The sequence below is a fragment of the Nonomuraea gerenzanensis genome (assembly GCF_020215645.1).
In the GTDB taxonomy this organism is placed as follows: domain Bacteria; phylum Actinomycetota; class Actinomycetes; order Streptosporangiales; family Streptosporangiaceae; genus Nonomuraea; species Nonomuraea gerenzanensis.
In genome coordinates this window covers 11912552-11930521 of sequence record NZ_CP084058.1, presented here as the reverse complement: position 1 = coordinate 11930521, position 17970 = coordinate 11912552, and the positions used below count along the sequence as shown (strand labels likewise).

At 71.6% G+C, this 17970-nt stretch carries 17 protein-coding genes; 7 read left to right on the top strand and 10 right to left on the bottom strand.

Features of this window, described 5'->3' with window-relative positions:
- Positions 1–131: 131 nt before the first annotated feature.
- Genes LCN96_RS55660 through LCN96_RS55650 form a run of 3 tightly spaced genes read right to left on the bottom strand, consistent with a single transcriptional unit; the run spans position 132 to position 2192 of the window.
- Complete coding sequence (locus tag LCN96_RS55660) at positions 132–875, bottom strand: tyrosine-protein phosphatase (protein ID WP_225270444.1); 744 nt, start codon at positions 873–875, stop codon at positions 132–134.
- Positions 876–885: 10 nt separating this feature from the next.
- Positions 886–1686 (bottom strand): SURF1 family cytochrome oxidase biogenesis protein, encoded by an 801-nt coding sequence (locus LCN96_RS55655; RefSeq protein ID WP_225270443.1) that lies wholly within the window; start codon positions 1684–1686, stop codon positions 886–888.
- A 38-nt stretch (positions 1687–1724) separates the two neighbouring features.
- Positions 1725–2192, bottom strand: a complete 468-nt coding sequence (locus LCN96_RS55650; protein ID WP_225270442.1) for a winged helix-turn-helix transcriptional regulator — start codon at positions 2190–2192, stop codon at positions 1725–1727.
- Positions 2193–2251: 59 nt separating this feature from the next.
- Here LCN96_RS55650 and LCN96_RS55645 point away from each other — a divergent pair, with 59 nt between their 5' ends.
- The 3 genes from LCN96_RS55645 (at position 2252) to LCN96_RS55635 (ending at position 4419) form a co-directional block, all read left to right on the top strand.
- On the top strand, positions 2252–2791 hold the full coding sequence (locus LCN96_RS55645) for a GNAT family N-acetyltransferase (RefSeq protein ID WP_225270441.1): 540 nt from the start codon (positions 2252–2254) through the stop codon (positions 2789–2791).
- The gene (locus tag LCN96_RS55640) at positions 2788–3384 is read left to right on the top strand and encodes a TetR/AcrR family transcriptional regulator (protein ID WP_225270440.1); all 597 of its coding nucleotides are present in this window, start codon (positions 2788–2790) and stop codon (positions 3382–3384) included. Before LCN96_RS55645 ends, LCN96_RS55640 begins: the two co-directional genes overlap by 4 nt.
- A 66-nt stretch (positions 3385–3450) precedes the next feature.
- Positions 3451–4419: an NAD(P)-dependent oxidoreductase gene (locus tag LCN96_RS55635; RefSeq protein ID WP_225270439.1), complete on the top strand. Its 969-nt coding sequence runs from the start codon at positions 3451–3453 to the stop codon at positions 4417–4419.
- 6 nt (positions 4420–4425) lie between these two features.
- Here LCN96_RS55635 and LCN96_RS55630 read toward each other — a convergent pair whose 3' ends face one another.
- Positions 4426–4647: a hypothetical protein gene (locus tag LCN96_RS55630; RefSeq protein WP_225270438.1), complete on the bottom strand. Its 222-nt coding sequence runs from the start codon at positions 4645–4647 to the stop codon at positions 4426–4428.
- Positions 4648–4902: 255 nt separating this feature from the next.
- Here LCN96_RS55630 and LCN96_RS55625 point away from each other — a divergent pair, with 255 nt between their 5' ends.
- Positions 4903–6306 (top strand): N5-glutamine methyltransferase family protein, encoded by a 1404-nt coding sequence (locus tag LCN96_RS55625; RefSeq protein ID WP_225270437.1) that lies wholly within the window; start codon positions 4903–4905, stop codon positions 6304–6306.
- 258 nt (positions 6307–6564) lie between these two features.
- On the opposite strand, the gene LCN96_RS55620 is transcribed toward LCN96_RS55625, so the two are convergent.
- From LCN96_RS55620 to LCN96_RS55610, 3 genes are all read right to left on the bottom strand, one after another.
- Complete coding sequence (locus LCN96_RS55620) at positions 6565–9585, bottom strand: AfsR/SARP family transcriptional regulator (RefSeq protein WP_225270436.1); 3021 nt, start codon at positions 9583–9585, stop codon at positions 6565–6567.
- Between the two features lie 258 nt (positions 9586–9843).
- Positions 9844–10488: a GNAT family N-acetyltransferase gene (locus tag LCN96_RS55615; RefSeq protein WP_225270435.1), complete on the bottom strand. Its 645-nt coding sequence runs from the start codon at positions 10486–10488 to the stop codon at positions 9844–9846.
- Between the two features lie 153 nt (positions 10489–10641).
- Positions 10642–11916, bottom strand: coding sequence for a pyridoxal phosphate-dependent aminotransferase (locus tag LCN96_RS55610; protein WP_225270434.1), 1275 nt, complete (start codon positions 11914–11916; stop codon positions 10642–10644).
- 79 nt (positions 11917–11995) lie between these two features.
- Here LCN96_RS55610 and LCN96_RS55605 point away from each other — a divergent pair, with 79 nt between their 5' ends.
- From LCN96_RS55605 to LCN96_RS55595, 3 genes are all read left to right on the top strand, one after another.
- Positions 11996–13018: a LysR family transcriptional regulator gene (locus LCN96_RS55605; RefSeq protein ID WP_225270433.1), complete on the top strand. Its 1023-nt coding sequence runs from the start codon at positions 11996–11998 to the stop codon at positions 13016–13018.
- A gap of 58 nt (positions 13019–13076) precedes the next feature.
- Positions 13077–13748, top strand: coding sequence for a ribonuclease HII (locus LCN96_RS55600; RefSeq protein WP_225270432.1), 672 nt, complete (start codon positions 13077–13079; stop codon positions 13746–13748).
- A 61-nt stretch (positions 13749–13809) separates the two neighbouring features.
- Positions 13810–14781: an LLM class flavin-dependent oxidoreductase gene (locus LCN96_RS55595; RefSeq protein ID WP_225270431.1), complete on the top strand. Its 972-nt coding sequence runs from the start codon at positions 13810–13812 to the stop codon at positions 14779–14781.
- A gap of 33 nt (positions 14782–14814) precedes the next feature.
- On the opposite strand, the gene LCN96_RS55590 is transcribed toward LCN96_RS55595, so the two are convergent.
- The 3 genes from LCN96_RS55590 to LCN96_RS55580 form a co-directional block, all read right to left on the bottom strand.
- Complete coding sequence (locus LCN96_RS55590; RefSeq protein ID WP_225270430.1) at positions 14815–15201, bottom strand: SCO5389 family protein; 387 nt, start codon at positions 15199–15201, stop codon at positions 14815–14817.
- Between the two features lie 97 nt (positions 15202–15298).
- Positions 15299–16228 carry an ATP-binding protein gene (locus tag LCN96_RS55585; protein WP_225270429.1) on the bottom strand — a complete coding sequence of 310 codons (930 nt, stop codon included), beginning with the start codon at positions 16226–16228 and terminating at the stop codon, positions 15299–15301.
- Between the two features lie 257 nt (positions 16229–16485).
- Positions 16486–17862: an LCP family glycopolymer transferase gene (locus tag LCN96_RS55580; RefSeq protein WP_225270428.1), complete on the bottom strand. Its 1377-nt coding sequence runs from the start codon at positions 17860–17862 to the stop codon at positions 16486–16488.
- Positions 17863–17970 lie beyond the last annotated feature (108 nt).

Sequence of the window (17970 nt, the reverse complement as noted above, 5' to 3'; positions counted from 1 at the left end):
ACGTCGAACAAGCTGCGACGTATCCGTTGGGTATCCGAGGGGGTATTTGACCCGGGACCGCCGGGAGGGGGATGGCTGGCGATCCCGGGAGTGACGAACCCGCCTCGCGCAGGGACGGGTCCGATCGCCCACTACCCCGGCGGGATCTGTTCAGTCAGCAAATGCCGGCGAAGTTCGGTGACCGCCGCCGAGGGGAGCCGGATCACCTGCGCGACGTAGTTCTCGACCGAGCCGTGCCGGGCCGTGAGGTCGGTGAGGAAGAGCCGCATCGCCTCGGCGGGCGCGAGCCCGAAGCCCGGCCACAGGGGAGCGTCGGGATGCCTTCTCGTCCAGTCGGCGACGAAGCGCTCGGTGGCCAGCCCGGTGAGCGCGTAGTCCGCCACGATGTCGTCCTCGCCCACCCCCGCCAGCGACAGCACCAGCGCGGTGAGCACCCCCGTACGGTCCTTGCCCGCCGCGCAGTGGACGACCACGGGCGCGTTGTCGGCTCCGGCGATCGTCTCCAGCGCGATCCTGAGGTTCTCGACGCCGTCCTCGGTGACCTCCAGGTAGCGGTCTGCGAGGTAGCGGGCCACGCCGAGCTGCTCGCTGTAGGCGGCGGTGTCCCAGCGGCGCCCTTCGATGGGCAGGTTCTGGTAGAGCTGGCCCTCGGACTCGGGCACTCGCCCGGACTTCTCGACCTCGTACGGATGGCGCAGATCGATGACGCTGCGCACGCGCAGCGCCCGGAAGGCCGTCAGGTCCTCGCCGGCCAGCCAGCCCAGGGAGTCGGCCCGGTAGAGCCGCTGCCACCTGACGGTGCGCCCGTCCTTGGCGGCATAACCACCTACGTCGCGGAAGTTGCAGAGGTTCGTGAACTCAATGTGGCGGATCACCCTCCACACACTAATTGGCGGGAGTCGTCGCCCCTTGTACCCCGGGTGTCTCCTGCGCCTCCCGCGTCCTGCGCTCCGCCAGCTCGCGCCTGATCAGCAGCACCCAGCCGGCGAGCGCGATGCCGATGAACAGCCACCACTGGACGCCGTACGCGAGATTCAGCCCGCCCCCCGCGCCGACGTCGGGCTCGGGCACCGGGGCGGGCGCGGCAGCGGGCTTGGGCTGCTGCTCGGTCAGCTCGACGTAGCCGCCCACGAGGCGGTAGGGCAGGCCCTGCCCGATCTTGGCGGCGTCGATCAGGAGCACCTGGCCGGGCGGCAGGCCGGCGCGGTCGGTGATGCCGCTGCCGGCCTCGGTCTCGCTGGGGCGTAGCCGCCCCGTTACAGTTACCTGCCCGGTGGGGGCGGCGGGCACCTCGGGGTGGGCGTCGGCGGTGGCGCCGGCGGGCACCCAGCCCCTGTTGACGATCACGGCGGTGTCGCCGCCGGTGACCAGCGGGGTCAGCACGTAGTAGCCGTTGCGGCCCTCCTGCGGGCGGCGGCGCACGACCAGCTCGTGGGCCGCGTCGTAGGTGCCGGCGACCGTGACCCGCCGGAACCGGTCGTCCTCCTTGACCTGCTGCCCGGCGCCGGCCAGCCGCTCCAGCGGCACCGGCGCGGCCTCGATGTTGGCGGTCACCCGCTCGCTGTTGGCCGAGCGCTCCTCGAAGCGCCCGAACTGCCAGCGCCCGAGGAACACGAAGGCGGGGATGACCAGGAGCACCACCACGTGGAGCGCGAGCCATCGGGGCGTCAGCAGGAACCGGTACACGCCTTCCAGGTTAGGCACCCGCACCGGTGGTCCCGCACTCAGGCGCTCCGGACGTCGGCTCCTTCCCCGGGAACGGGCGTGACCTCGCGCGGCCCGCCCACCTCGTGGCCGTCCGCGCAGCGGAAGTGCAGCTCGATGGGGGCGCCGCAGTCGCGGTGGGTGAGGATCACCGGCGGGCCCTCGTCGCCCGTCAGGTAGCGATCGCCCCAGTGCATCAGCGCGACCAGCAGGGGATAGAGGTCGCGGCCCTTCTCGGTGAGCCGGTACTCGTCGCGCTGCCGCTGCCCCGGCTCACGGTACGGCTCCTTGCGCAGCAGGCCCTCGTCGACCAGGCGGGCCAGGCGGGCACTGAGCACCTGGCGGGGGGCGCCGGTGATCGCCTGCATGTCGGCGAACCTGCGCACGCCGCTGAACGCCTCGCGCAGCACCAGGAAGGTCCACTTCTCCCCGACGATGTCCAGGGTGCGCTCGATCGAGCAGTTGTTCACCCGGAAGGGAACGTTCATTTTTGCATTATACCTGAGTTCAGTTGACAGACTCAGCAGTCGAGGAGCAGGCTGGGTCTATGCAGGGAACCCAGATCCGCCCGGCCCGTCCCGACGACGAGGAGCGGATCAGACGCTTCCTGGCGGGCCTGTCGCTGCACACGCAGACGCTCCGGTTCTTCACCGGCGTCTCCAAGCCCGCCCCCGGCCTGGTCCGCACGCTGCTCTGCCTGGACGAGCGGCGCGACGCGCTCGTGGCGACCACCGCGTGCGGCGAGATCGTCGCCCACGCGATGAGCTTCCGCAGCAGCAGCACCGACGTGGAGGCCGACGGGGAGGCCGACGTGGAGATCGCCGTGGTCGTGGCGGACGAGTGGCAGGGGCGCGGCCTGGGCCCGCGACTGGTCGACACGCTGCTGCTGCGCGCCTCCGTGCGCGGCGCCAGGACCGTGGGCATGGACGTCCTGGGGGAGAACAGGCGGGTGCTCAGGCTCATCCGGCGGCTCTGGCCGGACGCCACGATGAAGGTCGCGTCCGGGTCGGTGGAGGTGACCGCTATGATTGATCAGGCTGGCCTATTTGCGGAACAAGGTTCTGTTGCCACACCATTGACAGTGTGAAGAGTGTCAAGAACGGACGCGACGGCCGCACCCGCATCATCGAGGGCGCCCTCCGCCGTTTCAGCCAGGACGGCGTCTCCGCCACCACCCTGGCCAGTCTGCGTGAGGAAAGCGGCGTCAGCGTCGGCAGCTTCTACCACCACTTCGCCAGCAAGGAGCACGTCTTCGGCGTGCTGTACGGCGAGATCCTCGACGCCTACCAGGCGGCCTTCCTGGCCGAGCTGGTCCGCCACGACGACGCCCGCGACGGCATCGAGGCCATCGTCTCCTTCCACATGCGGTGGGCGGGCGAGCACCCCGAGCGGGCCAGGCTGCTGATCAGCGAGCGGCCGCCGCGCAAGCACGAGCCGGGCGGCGCGGAGGTGGCCGAGGCGCGGCGCGCGTTCTTCCGCCAGGTCTCCGACTGGTGGCGGCCGCACATGAAGAACGGCCTGCTCCAGCCCGTGCACGCGACCATGTGTTACGTGCTGTGGCTCGGGCCGGCGCAGGAGATGTGCCGGTTGTGGTTCGCCGGGGCGCACACGCCGGCGGAGGAGGAGATCAAGGGGCTGGGCGAGGCGGCCTGGCAGAGCCTGCGCCAGCGGGCCGAATGACCCCCCGGCCGGACCCTGCGCGGGGAGCGATGATCTGAGCACCGTCTGTGGTGTTATTGTCCAAATGTGAGACGACCTCGGGCGCTGGTGCTGCCCGCCTTGCCGGAGAGCGCGCTCGCCCGCCTAGGTGAGATCGCCGACCTGACCGAGGTTCCCGCCCGACCGAGCCTCGGCTTCACCGACGAGCAACTGGCCGACCTGGTCATCGAGACCGGCGCCACGGTGCTCATCACCGACGGCGACCAGGTGCGCACGTCGGTGCTCGGGCTGCACCTGGACGTCGTGGCCAGCATGGGCCCGCCCGCGAGCGTGGACCTCGCGCTGGCCGCCGAGCGCGGCGTGACCGTCCTGCACGCTCCCGAGCGCGACTCGGAGGCGGTGGCCGAGCTGACGCTCGCGCTGCTGTTCGCGGTGAGCAGGAACATCGTCAGCGCCGACCGCGAGGTACGGCGCGGGCGCGTCTACCACGCCCCCGTCCACCAGAACAGGATGCCTCCCGCGCAGCGCCACCGCGGCCGGAGGCTGACCGGGCGCACGGTCGGCATCGTCGGCCTGGGCCGCGTCGGCCGGGCCCTGCGCTGGCGCTGCGAGGGCCTGGGCATGAAGGTGATCGTCTGCGACCCGTTCGTGGCCGAGGCCACGCACACGCTGCCCGCGCTGCTCGCCGAGGCCGACGTGGTCTCCCTGCACGTGCCGCTCACCGAGGAGACCCGCGGGTTCTTCGGCTACACCGAGTTCGGCGCCATGCGGCCGGACTCGATCTACCTCAACACCTCGCGCGGCGCGCTGCACGACCTGCGGGCACTGGTCGACGCGCTGCGGGGCGGTCAGGTGGGCGGCGCCGGGCTCGACCACTTCGAGGGCGAGTGGCTCGACCGGGCCCATCCGCTGACCCGCCTGCCGAACGTGGTGCTCACTCCCAGGCTGGGCGAGGCCACGGGGGAGAGCCGGGAGGAGCTGGCGGAGGCGCTGGTGGAGGACATCGGGCGGCTGCTGCGCGGGGAGCGGCCCACACACGCCTACGTCCCCGCGTGACGGGGCTCAGGCGGCCTGGCGCACCCGCGTCGGCACCCGCCAGCTCGCGCGGTCGAGTGAGATGTCCAGCCGCAGGTCACCCCGCTGCCTGCGCAGACCCGGCACCCGCACCCTGTCGTGCACGTCGAACCTGCCGCGATGCGGATAGCCGAACCCCAGCTCGCCCGGCAACACCCGCAGGTCGTCACGGTTGCCGCAGCGCGGGCACGTCCACGAGACAAGGTCCATGCCGCGGTTGTAGTCGGAGCAGGCGCTGAAGTATTCGTCGGGCCTGAATCGGGACTCGCAGGCCAAGCAAGGGATCAGCATGGGTCCGCTCCTCAGGACGTTCGGCACGCACGGTCGGTACGCATATTTCGGTACGCATAGAGATACCGCGCGTCACTTGTCCGCCGCTTGCAGAATGCTTGGGTGCTTAAGTAACAGTATGAGCACTGTCGGTATCAGATCATGCTCGTGGGCCGGCGGTGAAAGGATGCTCCTGTGGAACGACTGCGCCATCACCTCCTCGAAACCGGATACTCGATCGACGGCGTACGCGAACGCCTGGGCAGCATGGCGGCCTCGGCCCTGGCCCGCGAGGAGCTGATACCGGCCCTGCGCGCGACCGCCGACGGCGACCCGCTCGGCACGCTGATCAGGCTCTGGTGGCTCGGCGTTCCCGTCCCCGCCAAGTCGCTGGCGCCGGAGGTGCTCGAGTCGGGGCTGGTCGAGACCGACGGCGACCAGGTGGTGGCCACCGTGCACCTCCAGCCGTGGGAGACCGGCGGCTACCTCGTCTCCGACAGGAAGGTGCGGCCCGGTGACCCCGCGCTGCGGCCCGACCACGTGGTGGGAGCCGGCGGCGCCTCGGCCAACCTGGCCCAGCTCGTCACCCGCCGCCCGGTCGGGCGCGCGCTCGACCTCGGCACCGGATGCGGGGTGCAGGTGCTGCACCTGGCGGGCCGGGCCGAGCAGATCGTGGCCACCGACCTCAACCCGCGCGCCCTGGAGCTGGCCGCGCTGAGCTGGGAGCTGTCCGGGGTCCGCGACGTGGACGCGCGGGCCGGCTCTCTGTTCGAGCCGGTCGAGGGCGAGCTGTTCGACCTGGTGGTGAGCAACCCGCCGTTCGTCGTCGCGCCGGCCCGCGAGGGCAAGCTGACCTACCGCGAGTCGGGCCGCGAGGGCGACGACTTCTGCCGCGACCTCGTCCGCACCACCCCCCGCCACCTCAACCCCGGCGGCCAGGCCCACTTCCTGGCCAACTGGCTGCACGTCGAGGGCGAGGACTGGCACGACCGGGTGGGCGGCTGGCTGGGCGAGACCGGCTGCGACGCCTGGGTGGTGCAGCGCGACGTGCAGGACCCGGCCGAGTACGTCGAGCTGTGGCTCAGAGACGCGGCCGAGCAGGGCACGCGGGCGTACACCGAGCACTACGACCGCTGGCTGGCCTGGTTCGACGAGCGGCGGATCGAGGGCATCGGGTTCGGCTGGATCACGATGCGCAACTCCGGCACGCTCGACCCCGTCGTCCGCGTCGAGCACCTCGACCACCAGGTCTCGCTGCCGGTCGGCGACTACGTGGACTCCGTCGTCGACGCCATCGCCACCGCGCACCGGGCGCGGGGGCTGGACTCCGCGCTGCTGCGCACCGCCGGCGGGCTGCTCGACGAGCGCATCGGCCTGCCGGGCGCCGAGGACCCGATCCGCATCGTGCTGCGCCAGACGCAGGGGCTGCGGCGCAGCAGGGAGGTCGGCACGGTGGAGGCCGCGCTGGCCGGCGTGTGCGACGGCGAGCTGGCGCTCGGGCCGCTGCTCAACGTGATCGCCGAGCTGGTCGGAGACGGTGAGATCCCCGACTCCGACGCGGTCAGGCCGCTGATCGCGGAGGGCTACTTCCTCCTTTAATCGGGTGTTGATTGGACGTCAACCCCGCCGGTGGATGCTGTGGGCCAGGACACGGACCTGGGGGGTTCGAGGGCCGTGTCAGGTCCGGCCGGTCGTCCGAATGTGAGGCGGCTAGCCGTTGCGCGGAGCATCCGGATAACCGGGCCCCCTAGCGACGCGTGACGGTCAGGATGGCCGGCCGGGCTGAACACATCCGATTTCCTAGGGACAGCCTTGATCAACCATGTGTGGATGACACGTCTGGACGACGAGCTGTACTCAGGACTCGACGACGGGCCCATCGCCGGCGGGTTCGGGAGTGGAGAGGCTGTCGAGCAGGACCTTGAGATCACCGGCCTCGGGAGCGCCGAGCCGGGAGAAGATGTCGAAGGCCTGCCGTAGACAGTCCAGGCTTCTCGTCGTGCTGCCCAGGCCGCGCAGCGCCTTGCCCAGCACGGTGAGGGAGAGCGCCTCGCCGTACGGGTGGCCGATCTCGCGGGCGACCACCAGCGCCTGCTCGGCGTGGCGCACGGCGTCGGGGTAGCGCTCGGCGGCGATGAACGTCTCGGCCAGCCGGGAGCACACCCGCTGCTCCCACACGCGCTGCCTGCTGGCGCGGAAGAAGGCCAGGCACTCGGCGTGGTGGTGCACGGCTTCGGTGAGGCGGCCCACCCTGCTCAGCACGATGCCCAGGTGGTAGCGGGCGCGGGCGGTGCCGGCGCCGCTGCCGATCTCGGTGAAGATGGCCAGGCCCTTCTCCGCCGCCGTGATCGCGTCGTCGGGGCGGCCCAGGCCCAGGTGGTCGCGGGCCGAGTAGCTGAGCACCAGCGCCTCGCCGGCCGGCACGCCGTTCTCGCGGTACCAGCGCATGGCCGCCTCGAACAGCGACAGCGCCTCGGTGTGGCGGCGCTGGCGGCCGACGACGACGGCCAGGGCGTTCAGCACCTCGCCGGTGACGATCTTCTCCCGGCGTGCCCGCGACAGCTCGTGCACGACTCTGAAGTGCTGCTCGGCGTCCTTGAGCCGGTTGTCGGCGAACAGCACCCGGCCCAGCACGTAGCGGGCGCGCAACTCGCCGGCCTGGTCGTCGTTGCTCTGCGCGGTGGCCAGCACGGCCCTGGTGCTGTGGTCGAACTCGCGCGTGTGCGTGCCCGCCTCCAGCAGCGGCTCCATCGCGACCAGCAGGTCGGCGGCGGGCAGCAGGTGCTCGCTGGTACGCGCCGTGTCGGCGGCCTGGTCGATGGCCGCGAACAGCGAGTCGCCCTCGGCGATCAGCCAGGCCACGGCCTCATCCACGCTGGTGAAGGTGAGCCCGCTGCCGACGACGACCAGGTTGGCGGGGATCATGCTGCCCTCGTAGGCCAGCGTGTGCGCCGACTGGGCCGAGGCCAGGTAGAAGCCGAGCAGCCGGCGCAGCGCCATCGTCCGGGCCTGGGGCCGCTCGCCGCGCTCCAGCTCCCGGCGGGCGAACAGCTTGAGCAGGTCGTGGAAGCGGTAGCGGCCGGGCGCGGGCGCCTCCAGCAGGCTGGCGTCCACCAGTGACTCCAGCACCTCCTCCGCCTCGAACATGCTCATCGACAACACCGCCGAGGCGGCGCCGACGGAGATGTCGGGGCCGTTGGGCAGCGACAGCAGGCGGAAGGCGCGGGCCTGGGTGGGGGTGAGCTGCCCGTACCCGAGGGCGAACGTGGCCTCCACGGCCAGGTTGCCGACTCGCAGCTCGTCGAGGCGGCGCTGCTCGTCGGCCAGCCTGGGCACCAGCGAGGCGACCGTCCAGGAGGGGCGCGCGGCCAGCCGGGAGGCGACGATCCGCACCGCCAGCGGCAGGAAGCCGCACGCGGCCACCACGTCCATGGCCGCGCCGTGCTCGGCCGCGACCCGCTCGGCGCCGGCGACCGAGGAGAACAGCGACAGCGCCTCGTCCGGCTCCATCACGTCGAGGTCCACCAGCTTGGCCGACGGCAGGTCGGCCAGCTTGCCCCGGCTGGTGACGATGGCGGCGCAGCCGGGCGTGCCCGGCAGCAGCGGGCTGACCTGCGCGGCGTCGCGGGCGTTGTCGAGCAGCACCAGGATGCGGCGCTCGGCCAGGATCGAGCGGTAGAGCGCGGAGCGTTCCGCCGGGGCGTCGGGGATGACGTCGGGGGGCACGCCGAGCGCGCGCAGGAAGCCGCCCAGCGCCGACTCGGGCGCGAGGGCCTGGTCGGTGTAGCCGCGCAGGTCGGCGTAGAGCTGGCCGTCGGGGAAGACCTCGTCCACCAGGTGCGCGACGTGCACGGCCAGCGTGGTCTTGCCGACGCCGCCGATGCCGGAGATGGCCGCGATGGGCACGCCCTCGGCCGACGACTGGGCCGACAGGAGCGTGCGCAGGCGTACCGCGACCTCCTTGCGGCCGGTGAAGTCGCTGACGGCGGCCGGGAGCTGGGCGGGGCGGGGCAGCTCCAGCGCCGGCTGCTGTTGCTGCTGCTGGGCCTCCTCCTCGGCCGCGGGCTCCTCCTCCTCGGGCACCTCCACCGCGGCGAGGGTGGGGTCGGCGGCGAGGATGCGCTGGTGCAGGGCCGACAGCTCGGGGCCGGGCTCGATGCCCAGCTCGTCGATGAGCGCCTCGCGGGTCTCGGTGAAGACGCTGAGCGCGTCGCCCTGCCTGCCGCAGCGATACAGGGCCAGCATGAGCTGGGCGCGCAGCCGCTCGCGCAGCGGATGGTCGGCGGTGAGCGCGATCAGCTCGGAGACGACCTTGGCGTGGTTGCCGAGCTCCAGGTCCACGTCCATGAGCGTCTCGATGACGCTGATGCGCCGCTCCACGAGGCGGTCGCGCTGGTGCTCGGAGTAGGGGCCGACGGTGCCGGCCAGTGGCTCGCCCTCGAACAGGGCCAGCGCGGCCCGCAGGGCGCGCGCGCACTCGGCCGGCTTGCCGGCCTTGCGGGCGGACTCGGCCTGGTGGATGCCGCGCTCGAAGCGGGTCAGGTCGAGGGAGCCCTCCGGCAGGCGCAGCGCGTAGCCGCGGCCGATCGAGGTGAGCAGCTCGGGGCGGGAGCGGGCGGGCCTGTCGGGCTCCAGCACGGTGCGCAGCCTGGAGACGTACGTGCGCAGCGCGCCCAGGGCCCGTGGCGGGGCCTCCTCGCCCCACACCGCGTCGATCATCTCGTTGGGGGTGACCGCGTGGCCCTCCCGCAGGAGCAGCATGCCGAGGATGGAGCGCTGCAGCGGGGTGCCCAGGTCGAGTTCCCGGCCGTCACGCCACGCGCGGACAGGACCGAGCACGGCGAACCGCAGCCCACTCTCAACGCTCTGAGCAGCCATGCCGTCTGTCTCCAAGCCAATGGAACGATATGTGACCAAATGATAGATCCACCACTGCTCCTCACCTAGATTCGGGCAGATCGTTCATCTCTGCGTTGATCAGCCGTTAATCCGGTGTTGAGTACGTCCCTGGATGCTGATGGCCGGAGCCGTACGTGACACACATCGCGGGGGCGTGTGTCATGTAGAGGGCGTATAGAGCGGAAAAAATACCGGCCCCGCCCTCCTGTCTCGGGCGGGGCCGTCGGTGAACGGGTTTCAGGCTGCCTCGACCAGTCCGAGCCTCATGAGCAGCCGCTCGCGGACGAGCGGCCATTCGGAGTTCAGGATCGAGTAGAACGCGGTATCTCGGACCGTGTTGTCGGCGCCTCGGCTATCCGCTCGCCGCACCCCGTCGAAGTGTGCGCCGAGTGCCTCGATGGCGGCCCGGGATCTGGTGTTGCGTACGTCTGCTTTCAGGGTGATGCGATGGACGTTCCACGTCTCGAAGGCGTGTGAGAGCAGGAGGAACTTGCTCTCCCGGTTGGCACCCGTGCCCTGGGCGCCGGCGCCCAGCCAGGTGTATCCGATGTCCGCCACGGACGGAATGTCGCCCACCGCACCGCGTGTACCCGGCGGCCAGGGCATGGGGCCCTGCCAGTACTCCAGGTGCATGAGACGGGTGGCACCGACCACGCGGTCGGTGTTCAGCCACCGGATGGCGAAGGGCAACGTGCGGCCCTCCGCCTGCTCAGCCATGGCCGCCTCCACGTAGGAGACCACCTCGTCCCGGCCGTTCGGGACGCGAGTGAAGGTGTAGGTGGTGCGGTCTTCACTCGCCGCGGCGACCAGGTCATCGACCGCCGCGAGGCTGAGAGGCTCCAGACGCACGAGGCGTCCGGACAGGGTGACAAGAGCGGGCATGAGCACATGATGGGGGTTGCCTGACGTGCACGTAACCAGGCCGTGCGACCCAACTTTCCGCGGGTTTTGCCGCTGCGGAGTTTTCGCAGGTCAGAGGCCCCTTTTGGGGGATGGTAAACCCGCTCTTGGGGAAAGATTCGCCTAACCGTGACCCTAGCCGCCGCAGAGGGCGGCACGCGGCTTCGGCGGCATCGCGTGACGGCTCGACGACAGCTCTCGAAGGCCCGCCGAGAGGAAGTCGAGATTGTCGGCTATCCACGGTAGGCCGAGCGGATCCGGGCTGTTCAGCGCGGTCAGGCGCTCGTCGGCGGAGTCGCCGTAGAGCAGGCTCACCGCGACGCGTACCCGGGCGGCCGAGGGGTCGTCGCCGAACGCGTGCCCCGGCAGCACCCCGATGCCGTGCTCCTCCAGCAGGAGCTTGGTGATCTCGGCGGAGCCGCCGAGCCGCAGGTGCCCGAGGTCGGGATAGAGGTAGAAGCCGCCCTGGGGCCTGGGCACGTCGGCGCCCGCCTCGACGAACCGCTCGTACACGGCCTGCGCGACCAGGCCGTGCAGCCGGCGGCTGCGGGCGATGCGCTCGGTCAGCTCGGGCGGGTCGCCGAAGGCGTAGGCGGCGGCCTCCTGGACGGGCGCCGCGGGCGCCGACCAGATCTCGCTGGCCACGGCGAGCAGCCGCGTGCGCAGCGCCTGGTCCCGCTCCGGCAGCCTGGCCACGCCGATCCGCCAGCCGCCCAGCGCCAGGCTCTTGCTCAGCCCGGTGGTGATGATCGTGCGCTCGGGCGCCAGCTCGGCCGGCGAGGTGTACGGCAGGGCCGGGTCGTGCACGAGGTCGCGGTAGATCTCGTCGGAGATGATCGTCAGGTCGAGCTCGCGGGCCACCTGGACCAGGCGGGCGACGGTGGCCGGCCGGGCCAGCCGCCCCGTCGGGTTGTCGGGCAGGGTGACCAGGATCGAGCTGACGGTTCTGCCCTGCGCCCTGGCCCGGACGACCTCGGCGGTCACCAGATCCGGATCGGGCACCCCGCCCTCTCCTGGTGGTGCGGGCACCAGGATCGGACGCGAGCCGACCAGATCGGCCTGCGCGGCATAGCTGACCCAGCTGGGCATGGGCAGGACGATGTCTCCGCCGATCGCCAGCAGCAGGCCGTACAGCAGTGACTTGCTGCCCGGTCCGCTGACGACCAGCTCGGGGTCGGTGGGGAGCCCCCGTCGTGTCCAGTAACCCGCCGCCGCGGCCCGGAGCCCGGCCGCCCCCGCGACCGGCCCGTAGCCGTTGTGCTCGGAAGCGGCGGCCAGCCTGTCGCGCAGCGCCGGGTGGACGGGCAGACCGGCCTCACCGAAGGCCAGGTGCAGCACGCGTTCCCCGGCGCGTCGTCTTCGTTCGATGTCCTCATTCGCCGCCAGAGTGGCGGACAAGGTTACGGTCATGTTTGTCACGTTCCCAGGGTGGTTGGATGAAGGCATCAGCACAAGCGAGGCTTTTTGTGGGTAGGCATAAGGAAGTCTGATGCTCGAATTGCGGCGTTTGGTCCTGATCTGCGAGTTCGCGAGAAAGGGAAGTATCTCCGCGACGGCCGAGTCGTTGGGGTACAGCCCGTCGGCGGTCTCCCAGCAACTGGCCGCGCTCGAACGCGAGACCGGCACGGCCCTGATCGACAGGACGGCGCGCAGCGCCGAACTGACCGACGCCGGCCGGCGGCTGGTCCTGCATGCCGAGCGCATCCTTTCGATGGTGGAGGAGGCGGAGTCCGACCTGTCCGCGCACGCGGGCAAGCCCGCCGGGCGCGTGGTGGTCACCGCCTTCCCGACGGCGGCCGTGGCGTTCGCGCCCGCGCTGGCCCGCTCTCTGCGCCGCCACACCGAGCTGACGCTCCGGCTCGGCCAGAGCAGGTCCGGGCGCGGCATGCGCGAGGTGCAGTCGGGCGAGGTGGACATCGCGCTCGTGGACGACTGGTACGGCGGCGTGCGCGACAGCGAGAACATGCGGGTCTTCCCGCTGCTGCGCGACCCCATGGTGCTGGTGGTGCCGCGCAAGCACCGCCTCGCCGACCCCGACGTGCCCCTCGACCTGCACGAGCTGCGCGACGAGCCGTGGATGGCCACGCCCGACGGCGAGCCCTCGCGGCTGGCGGTGGACCGCCTGCTGGTGGACGTGGGCGGCACCCGGCCGACGCCGTGGGAGTTCGAGGGGCTCGGCACCATTCTGTCGCTGGTCGCCAAGGGCATCGGCATCGCCGCCGTGCCCGCGCTCGCGCTCGCCGCGGGGGTGCGGGGCCTGGCCGTGCGGCAGTTCCCCGGCAACCCGGTCGGGCGGGACGTGCACGCCGTGGCGCGCGGCTCCAGCGTGCACCGGCCGTCGGTGTCGGTGACGCTGCGGGCCATCCACGTGGCCGCGCGCTATCTGGCGGCCGACCTGGACCCCGTGCGTCCCGCCGAACGGCCCCGCGACGGCGGGCCCGCCGGCGAGGAGCTGCCGCGCGATCCCGTGCGCTCGGCGAGCGACGTGGTGGGCCGCTCCTTCGGGGAGTGAGCCGGACGCGATCCCGGCGGGTGAACGGTCGCCGCCGGACGCGATAGCGTCTGCGCCTATGGCGCCGACGTACGACATCGAGCAGCTCCTGCTCTCCCAGCCCAGCATCCGTACGGTCGCGGGTGTCGACGAGGTGGGCCGTGGCGCGTGGGCCGGGCCCGTCACCGTGTGCGCGGTCGTCACCGACCTCACCGAGCCGCCCGCCGGGCTCACCGACTCCAAGCAGGTCTCCGAGGCCAAGCGTGGGCCGCTGGCACTCGAACTGGCCGGTTGGGCCGCCGGCGTCGGCTACGGCGAGGCGAGCCACGAGGAGATCGACACGCTCGGCATGACCGAGGCGCTGCGCAGAGCGGCGCGCAGGGCGCTGGAGTCGCTCCCCGTGCGCCCCGACGCGGTGATCCTCGACGGCAAGCACGACTACATCGGCCCGCCGTGGCCGGTGCGGCTGGAGGTCAAGGGTGACGCGGCGAGCGTCTCGGTGGCCGCCGCCTCCGTGCTGGCCAAGGTGCGGCGCGATGCGTACATGGCCACGATCGGCTGCGCGGAGTACGGTTTCGCCGAGAACGCCGGCTACCCGTCGCCTGTGCACCAGGCGGCCCTCGCCCGGCTGGGCCCGACCTCGCATCATCGACTTTCATGGTCATATCTGGATGAACTGCCCCAATGGCGGCATCTCAAGCGTCACCGTGATCCGCTCGCGGGCGAGGGACAGGAGACTCTCTTCGCCTGACCTGGTCAAGGTTGGCGCATCACGGCCGCGATCCCGATGGGGATCGGCCATCATTCGGGGCATGCGGATCGGGATCTTTGTCGTCGCGGGGCAGTTTCCCGGGCAGCGGCCCGGGCGGGTGCTGGCGGACGCCGTCGAGTGGATCGTCGCGGCCGAGGAGGCCGGGTTCGACGACGCGTGGATCGCCGAGCACCACTTCATGTCGTACGGCGTGTGCCCGTCACCCACGACGCTGGCCGCGGTCGCGATCGGCAGGACGGCGCGCATCGGGCTCGGCACGGCCGTGAGCGTGCTGTCCACGCAGCACCCCGTGGCGCTGGCCGAGCAGGCCGCGATGCTGCACCACCTGTCCGGCGGGCGGTTCACGCTCGGCGTGGGCAGGGGCGGGCCGTGGGTGGACCTGGAGGTGTTCGGTACCGGGCTCGAACGGTACGAGCGCGGCTTCGCCGAGTCGCTCGACCTGCTGGTGGAGGCGCTGTCGGGCGAGTCCGTGGCGGCCGACGGGGAGTTCTTCCGGTTCAGGCGGGTGCCGATGGTGCCGCATGCGCGGCTGCGGCCGGTGGTCGCCTGCACCTCCGAGGTCACCGTGGAGCTGGCCGCCGCCCGCGGGCTGCCCATGCTGCTGGGGCTGCACATCGGGGACGAGGACAAGGCCGCCCTGGTCAAGCGGTACGGCAGCGCGCAGCGCGGGCACGTGGCGGCGGGGCTGGCGTACGTGGCCGACTCGACCGCCGAGGCGGTGCGCGACCTGAAGGCCGCGATGCCGGCCTGGCTGCGGCCGGGGCTGGCCGGGTACGTGCCGGTCGACGGCCGGCCGCGCCCGGTGCGGGACGCCGACGACTACGTGGACCTGCTGACGCGGATCCACCCGGTGGGCTCGGCCGAGCACTGCGCCGAGACGCTGCTGCGTACCGCGCGGCACACCGGCATCGAGCACTTCGTGCTGCTCGTGGAGGGGCTCGGCGAGCACGAGCGGACGCTGGCGAACATCAGGCGGTTCGGCGCCGAGGTGCTGCCGCTGCTGCGCGGATGAGCCGGGCGGGCGCCCGGCTCATCGGGGCGGGGCTCAGCAGTCGACGAGCTCCGGCTTCTGGTTGAGGATCTGCGCGCGCGGGGTGACGAAGTCGGCCAGCGCCCTGGTCGCCGTCGGGTCGAACACGGCGACCCGGTGGCAGTTCTGGAAGGCCAGGCGCACGCCGTAGTGGCGCTCCAGCGCGCCACGCATCGAGTCGCTCGCCAGGCAGCGCAGGAGCTGGCCGCGGGCCTCCTCCGACGGCGGCGGCACCTGGTTGTCGGCGAACTCGGCCCCGGTGTGCTCACGCTGCTTGACCAGCTCGCTGATCAGCGACCACGCGTACGGCAGCGAGTCACGGACGCAGTCGAGGAACGCCGCGTCGTCCACCTCGCCGGCTCTGGCCTGGTCGAGCAGATCGTTCGGAACGGTCAGCGACATGCTGTCTCCTCTCGAAGGGGTCATCTTGACGCTAGGTCACCGCAGGGAAGCGCTCCAGAGTCCTTGCGGGGACAGTCGTGTGGTCTTGACAGCCGCGTCAGGGGCCGTAGACGAAGTCAGGGTCCACCTGCTCGGCCAGGTCGGCGCCGGTGCGCTCGTTGGCCCAGGCGCGGGCGTTGCGCAGGTGGAACTCCACGGTCTGGCGGCCGAAGCGGGCCCAGTCCTTCTCCTGCTCGTCCAGGGTCTTGCGGAGCAGCGCCAGCGCGTCGGAGTTGGCCGGCTCCAGGTCGTCGAGCGTGCAGTGGCGGCCCTGCTCCATGGCGCGGACGGCCGCGGAGTGGCCCATCCAGGTGAGCAGGTCGTCGCCCGCGTGCTCGCGCAGGAAGTCGACGTCGGCCTGGTCGTGCACCTTGTTGCCGATCACGGCCAGCGCCACGTCGTACCTGGCGGCGTACTCGCGGTACTGCTTGTAGACGCTGACGCCCTGCCTGGTCGGCTCGGCCACCACGAACGTCAGGTCGAAGCGGGTGAACAGGCCCGAGGCGAAGGAGTCGGCGCCGGCGGTCATGTCGACCACGACGTACTCGCCGGGGCCGTCGATCAGGTGGTTGAGCAGCAGCTCGACCGCGCCGACCTTGGAGTGGTAGCAGGCGACGCCCAGGTCGTCCTCGCTGAACGGGCCCGTCGCGAGCAGGCGCACGCCGTCGGGGGTGGTCAGGCCGTAGGGGTCGGCGGCCAGGTCGCCGAAGCGCAGGAGCGTCGAGCCACGGCCGGGCGGGGTCGTCTTGACCATGGTGGCGGCCGAGGTGATGCGGGGGTTGGTGCCGCGCAGGCGGTCCTTGATCTCGGTGAGGTGGGCGCCGAGGGGCTCCGGCTGCCTGTCGAGGCCCAGCACCAGGGCCAGGTGCTGGTTGATGTCGGCGTCCATGGCCACCACGGGGGCGCCCTGGGCTGCCACGTGCCTGGCGAACAGGGCCGACATCGTCGTCTTGCCGCTGCCGCCCTTTCCGACGAACGCCACTCTCACTGCTGGCTCCCGGTGAGGATGAAAATCGTTTCCGTTTCGGACGATCACCATCATGCCACAGCCCGCGCTCGGCGGGGGGCTTGTTGGGCGAAGGGGGATCCGCGTGCCTTGTGGGCCGCTGCGGGGACGGCCGGTGGTCGCAGGTCGGGCGACGGCGGTCCCGGTACCGCACTCTGGCGTGGTTTCCTGGCGGTGGGCAGGCGTACGCGCCGTGGGCGTGCGTGCGGCGGGGGTGCAGGGGCCTGAGGGACCTGGTGTCAGGCGCAGGTGGCGTCCAGGCTCACCGGGGAGTCGGGGCTGGCGGTGGTGGACGGGCTCGGGGCGGGCGCGGTCTTGGTGGAGGCGTGCTCCTCCAGGGCGTCGGAGACCTTGCGCCGCATCAGGTACCAGTCCGGGTCCGCGGTGTTGATCAGCGGCGGGACGAAGTTGAGGCTGCGGATCTTGGCGTTCTTCACCTTCTGCGCCAGGTCCACCACGGCGGGCAGCAGCTCCTGAGGCAGGTCGGTGGAGATGGCCCGCTTGGTGGCGGCGGCCAGGCGTTCGAAGCTGTTGAGCACGGTGATCGGGTCCGCCTGCTTGGCCACGGCGTTGAGCAGGCACTTCTGGCGGCCCATGCGGACGTAGTCGTCGCTGTCGGTGCGCGAGCGGCCGTACCAGAGGGCCTCCTCGCCGGACAGCTTGCGGGTGCCGGCCGGCAGGAGGCCCTCGCGGCGGCGGCCGTACACGATGGGCTCCTTGATGGTGACCTGCACGCCGCCCATGGCGTCGATGATCTCGGCGAAGCCCTTCATGTCCACCATGGCGTAGTGGTCCACGGTGAGGCCGAGCATCTCGGAGACGGTCTGCTTGAGCAGGGTGGGGCCGCGCTTGCCCTTCTGCACGCCCGGCACCAGCTCGGGGTGGTCCTCGGCGTACTGGAAGACCTCGTTGAGCAGGCCGGGGGTGTCGGGGCCGCCGCCGGTGAAGCCGTACGGGAAGTGGTCCCTGGCCGGACCCTCGGGGAGTTGCACCTGCTGCAGGTTGCGCGGCAGGCCGAACAGGACGGTGGCGCCCGTCTCCACGTCCACGCTGGCCACGGTCATGCTGTCGGTGCGCACGCCCGGCCGGCTGGGTGCGGAGTCGCCGCCGAGGAGCAGGAAGTTCACCCGCTCGGCGCCGCTCCACGGGTCCTGGGCCAGCACCGGGGTGGCGGTGTTGCTGGGGGAGAACAGGGTGTTGACGACGTCACGCGACAGGTACGCCAGCCGCGTGGCGTACACCGTCGGCCCCAGCACCAGCGCGCACAGGGCGATGGCCAGGGTGGTGGTCAGGAAGCGGCCGACGGTGTCGGAGCGGGCGGGTCGTACCAGGAGGAACGACCAGATGATCACACCCGTCCAGGCCAGCGCGATCACGACCAGCGCGACCGTGAGCCAGCCGAGCCAGTGGGGCTGGACGGCCAGCGACAGGAGGTTGGCGCTGAACGCGGTGAAGACGGTCAGCACGGCGGCCAGCATCAGGACGTAGGCGGCCATGAGCGCCAGGCCCGTCCTCCGGCGCTCCGCGGCCAGGTGCGCGACCCCCCACAACACGGTCGAGGCGAGCGTCAGCGCGAGGCTCGCGCCCAGGCCGAACCGTCGATCTTCTCCCGTCATCCCTGGTCAAACCCCCATTGTGTGCCCATCCAAGTGACCTTAGTGAGGGGATGTGCGTGATAGGCGGTGCGTAAGGGAATGCTTCGGTCAAATACCCGTCAAGACCAC

Excerpts from the sequence above, each read along its gene's own strand:
- LCN96_RS55620 (WP_225270436.1), bottom strand. The coding sequence starts at position 9,585 with ATGGCTGCTCAGAGCGTTGAGAGTGGGCTGCGGTTCGCCGTGCTCGGT.
- LCN96_RS55600 (WP_225270432.1), top strand. The coding sequence starts at position 13,077 with ATGGCGCCGACGTACGACATCGAGCAGCTCCTGCTCTCCCAGCCCAGC.
- LCN96_RS55580 (WP_225270428.1), bottom strand. The coding sequence starts at position 17,862 with ATGACGGGAGAAGATCGACGGTTCGGCCTGGGCGCGAGCCTCGCGCTG.
- LCN96_RS55605 (WP_225270433.1), top strand. The coding sequence starts at position 11,996 with ATGCTCGAATTGCGGCGTTTGGTCCTGATCTGCGAGTTCGCGAGAAAG.
- LCN96_RS55610 (WP_225270434.1), bottom strand. The coding sequence starts at position 11,916 with ATGACCGTAACCTTGTCCGCCACTCTGGCGGCGAATGAGGACATCGAA.
- LCN96_RS55630 (WP_225270438.1), bottom strand. The coding sequence starts at position 4,647 with ATGGACCTTGTCTCGTGGACGTGCCCGCGCTGCGGCAACCGTGACGAC.
- LCN96_RS55645 (WP_225270441.1), top strand. The coding sequence starts at position 2,252 with ATGCAGGGAACCCAGATCCGCCCGGCCCGTCCCGACGACGAGGAGCGG.
- LCN96_RS55595 (WP_225270431.1), top strand. The coding sequence starts at position 13,810 with ATGCGGATCGGGATCTTTGTCGTCGCGGGGCAGTTTCCCGGGCAGCGG.
- LCN96_RS55590 (WP_225270430.1), bottom strand. The coding sequence starts at position 15,201 with ATGTCGCTGACCGTTCCGAACGATCTGCTCGACCAGGCCAGAGCCGGC.
- LCN96_RS55650 (WP_225270442.1), bottom strand. The coding sequence starts at position 2,192 with ATGAACGTTCCCTTCCGGGTGAACAACTGCTCGATCGAGCGCACCCTG.
- LCN96_RS55615 (WP_225270435.1), bottom strand. The coding sequence starts at position 10,488 with ATGCCCGCTCTTGTCACCCTGTCCGGACGCCTCGTGCGTCTGGAGCCT.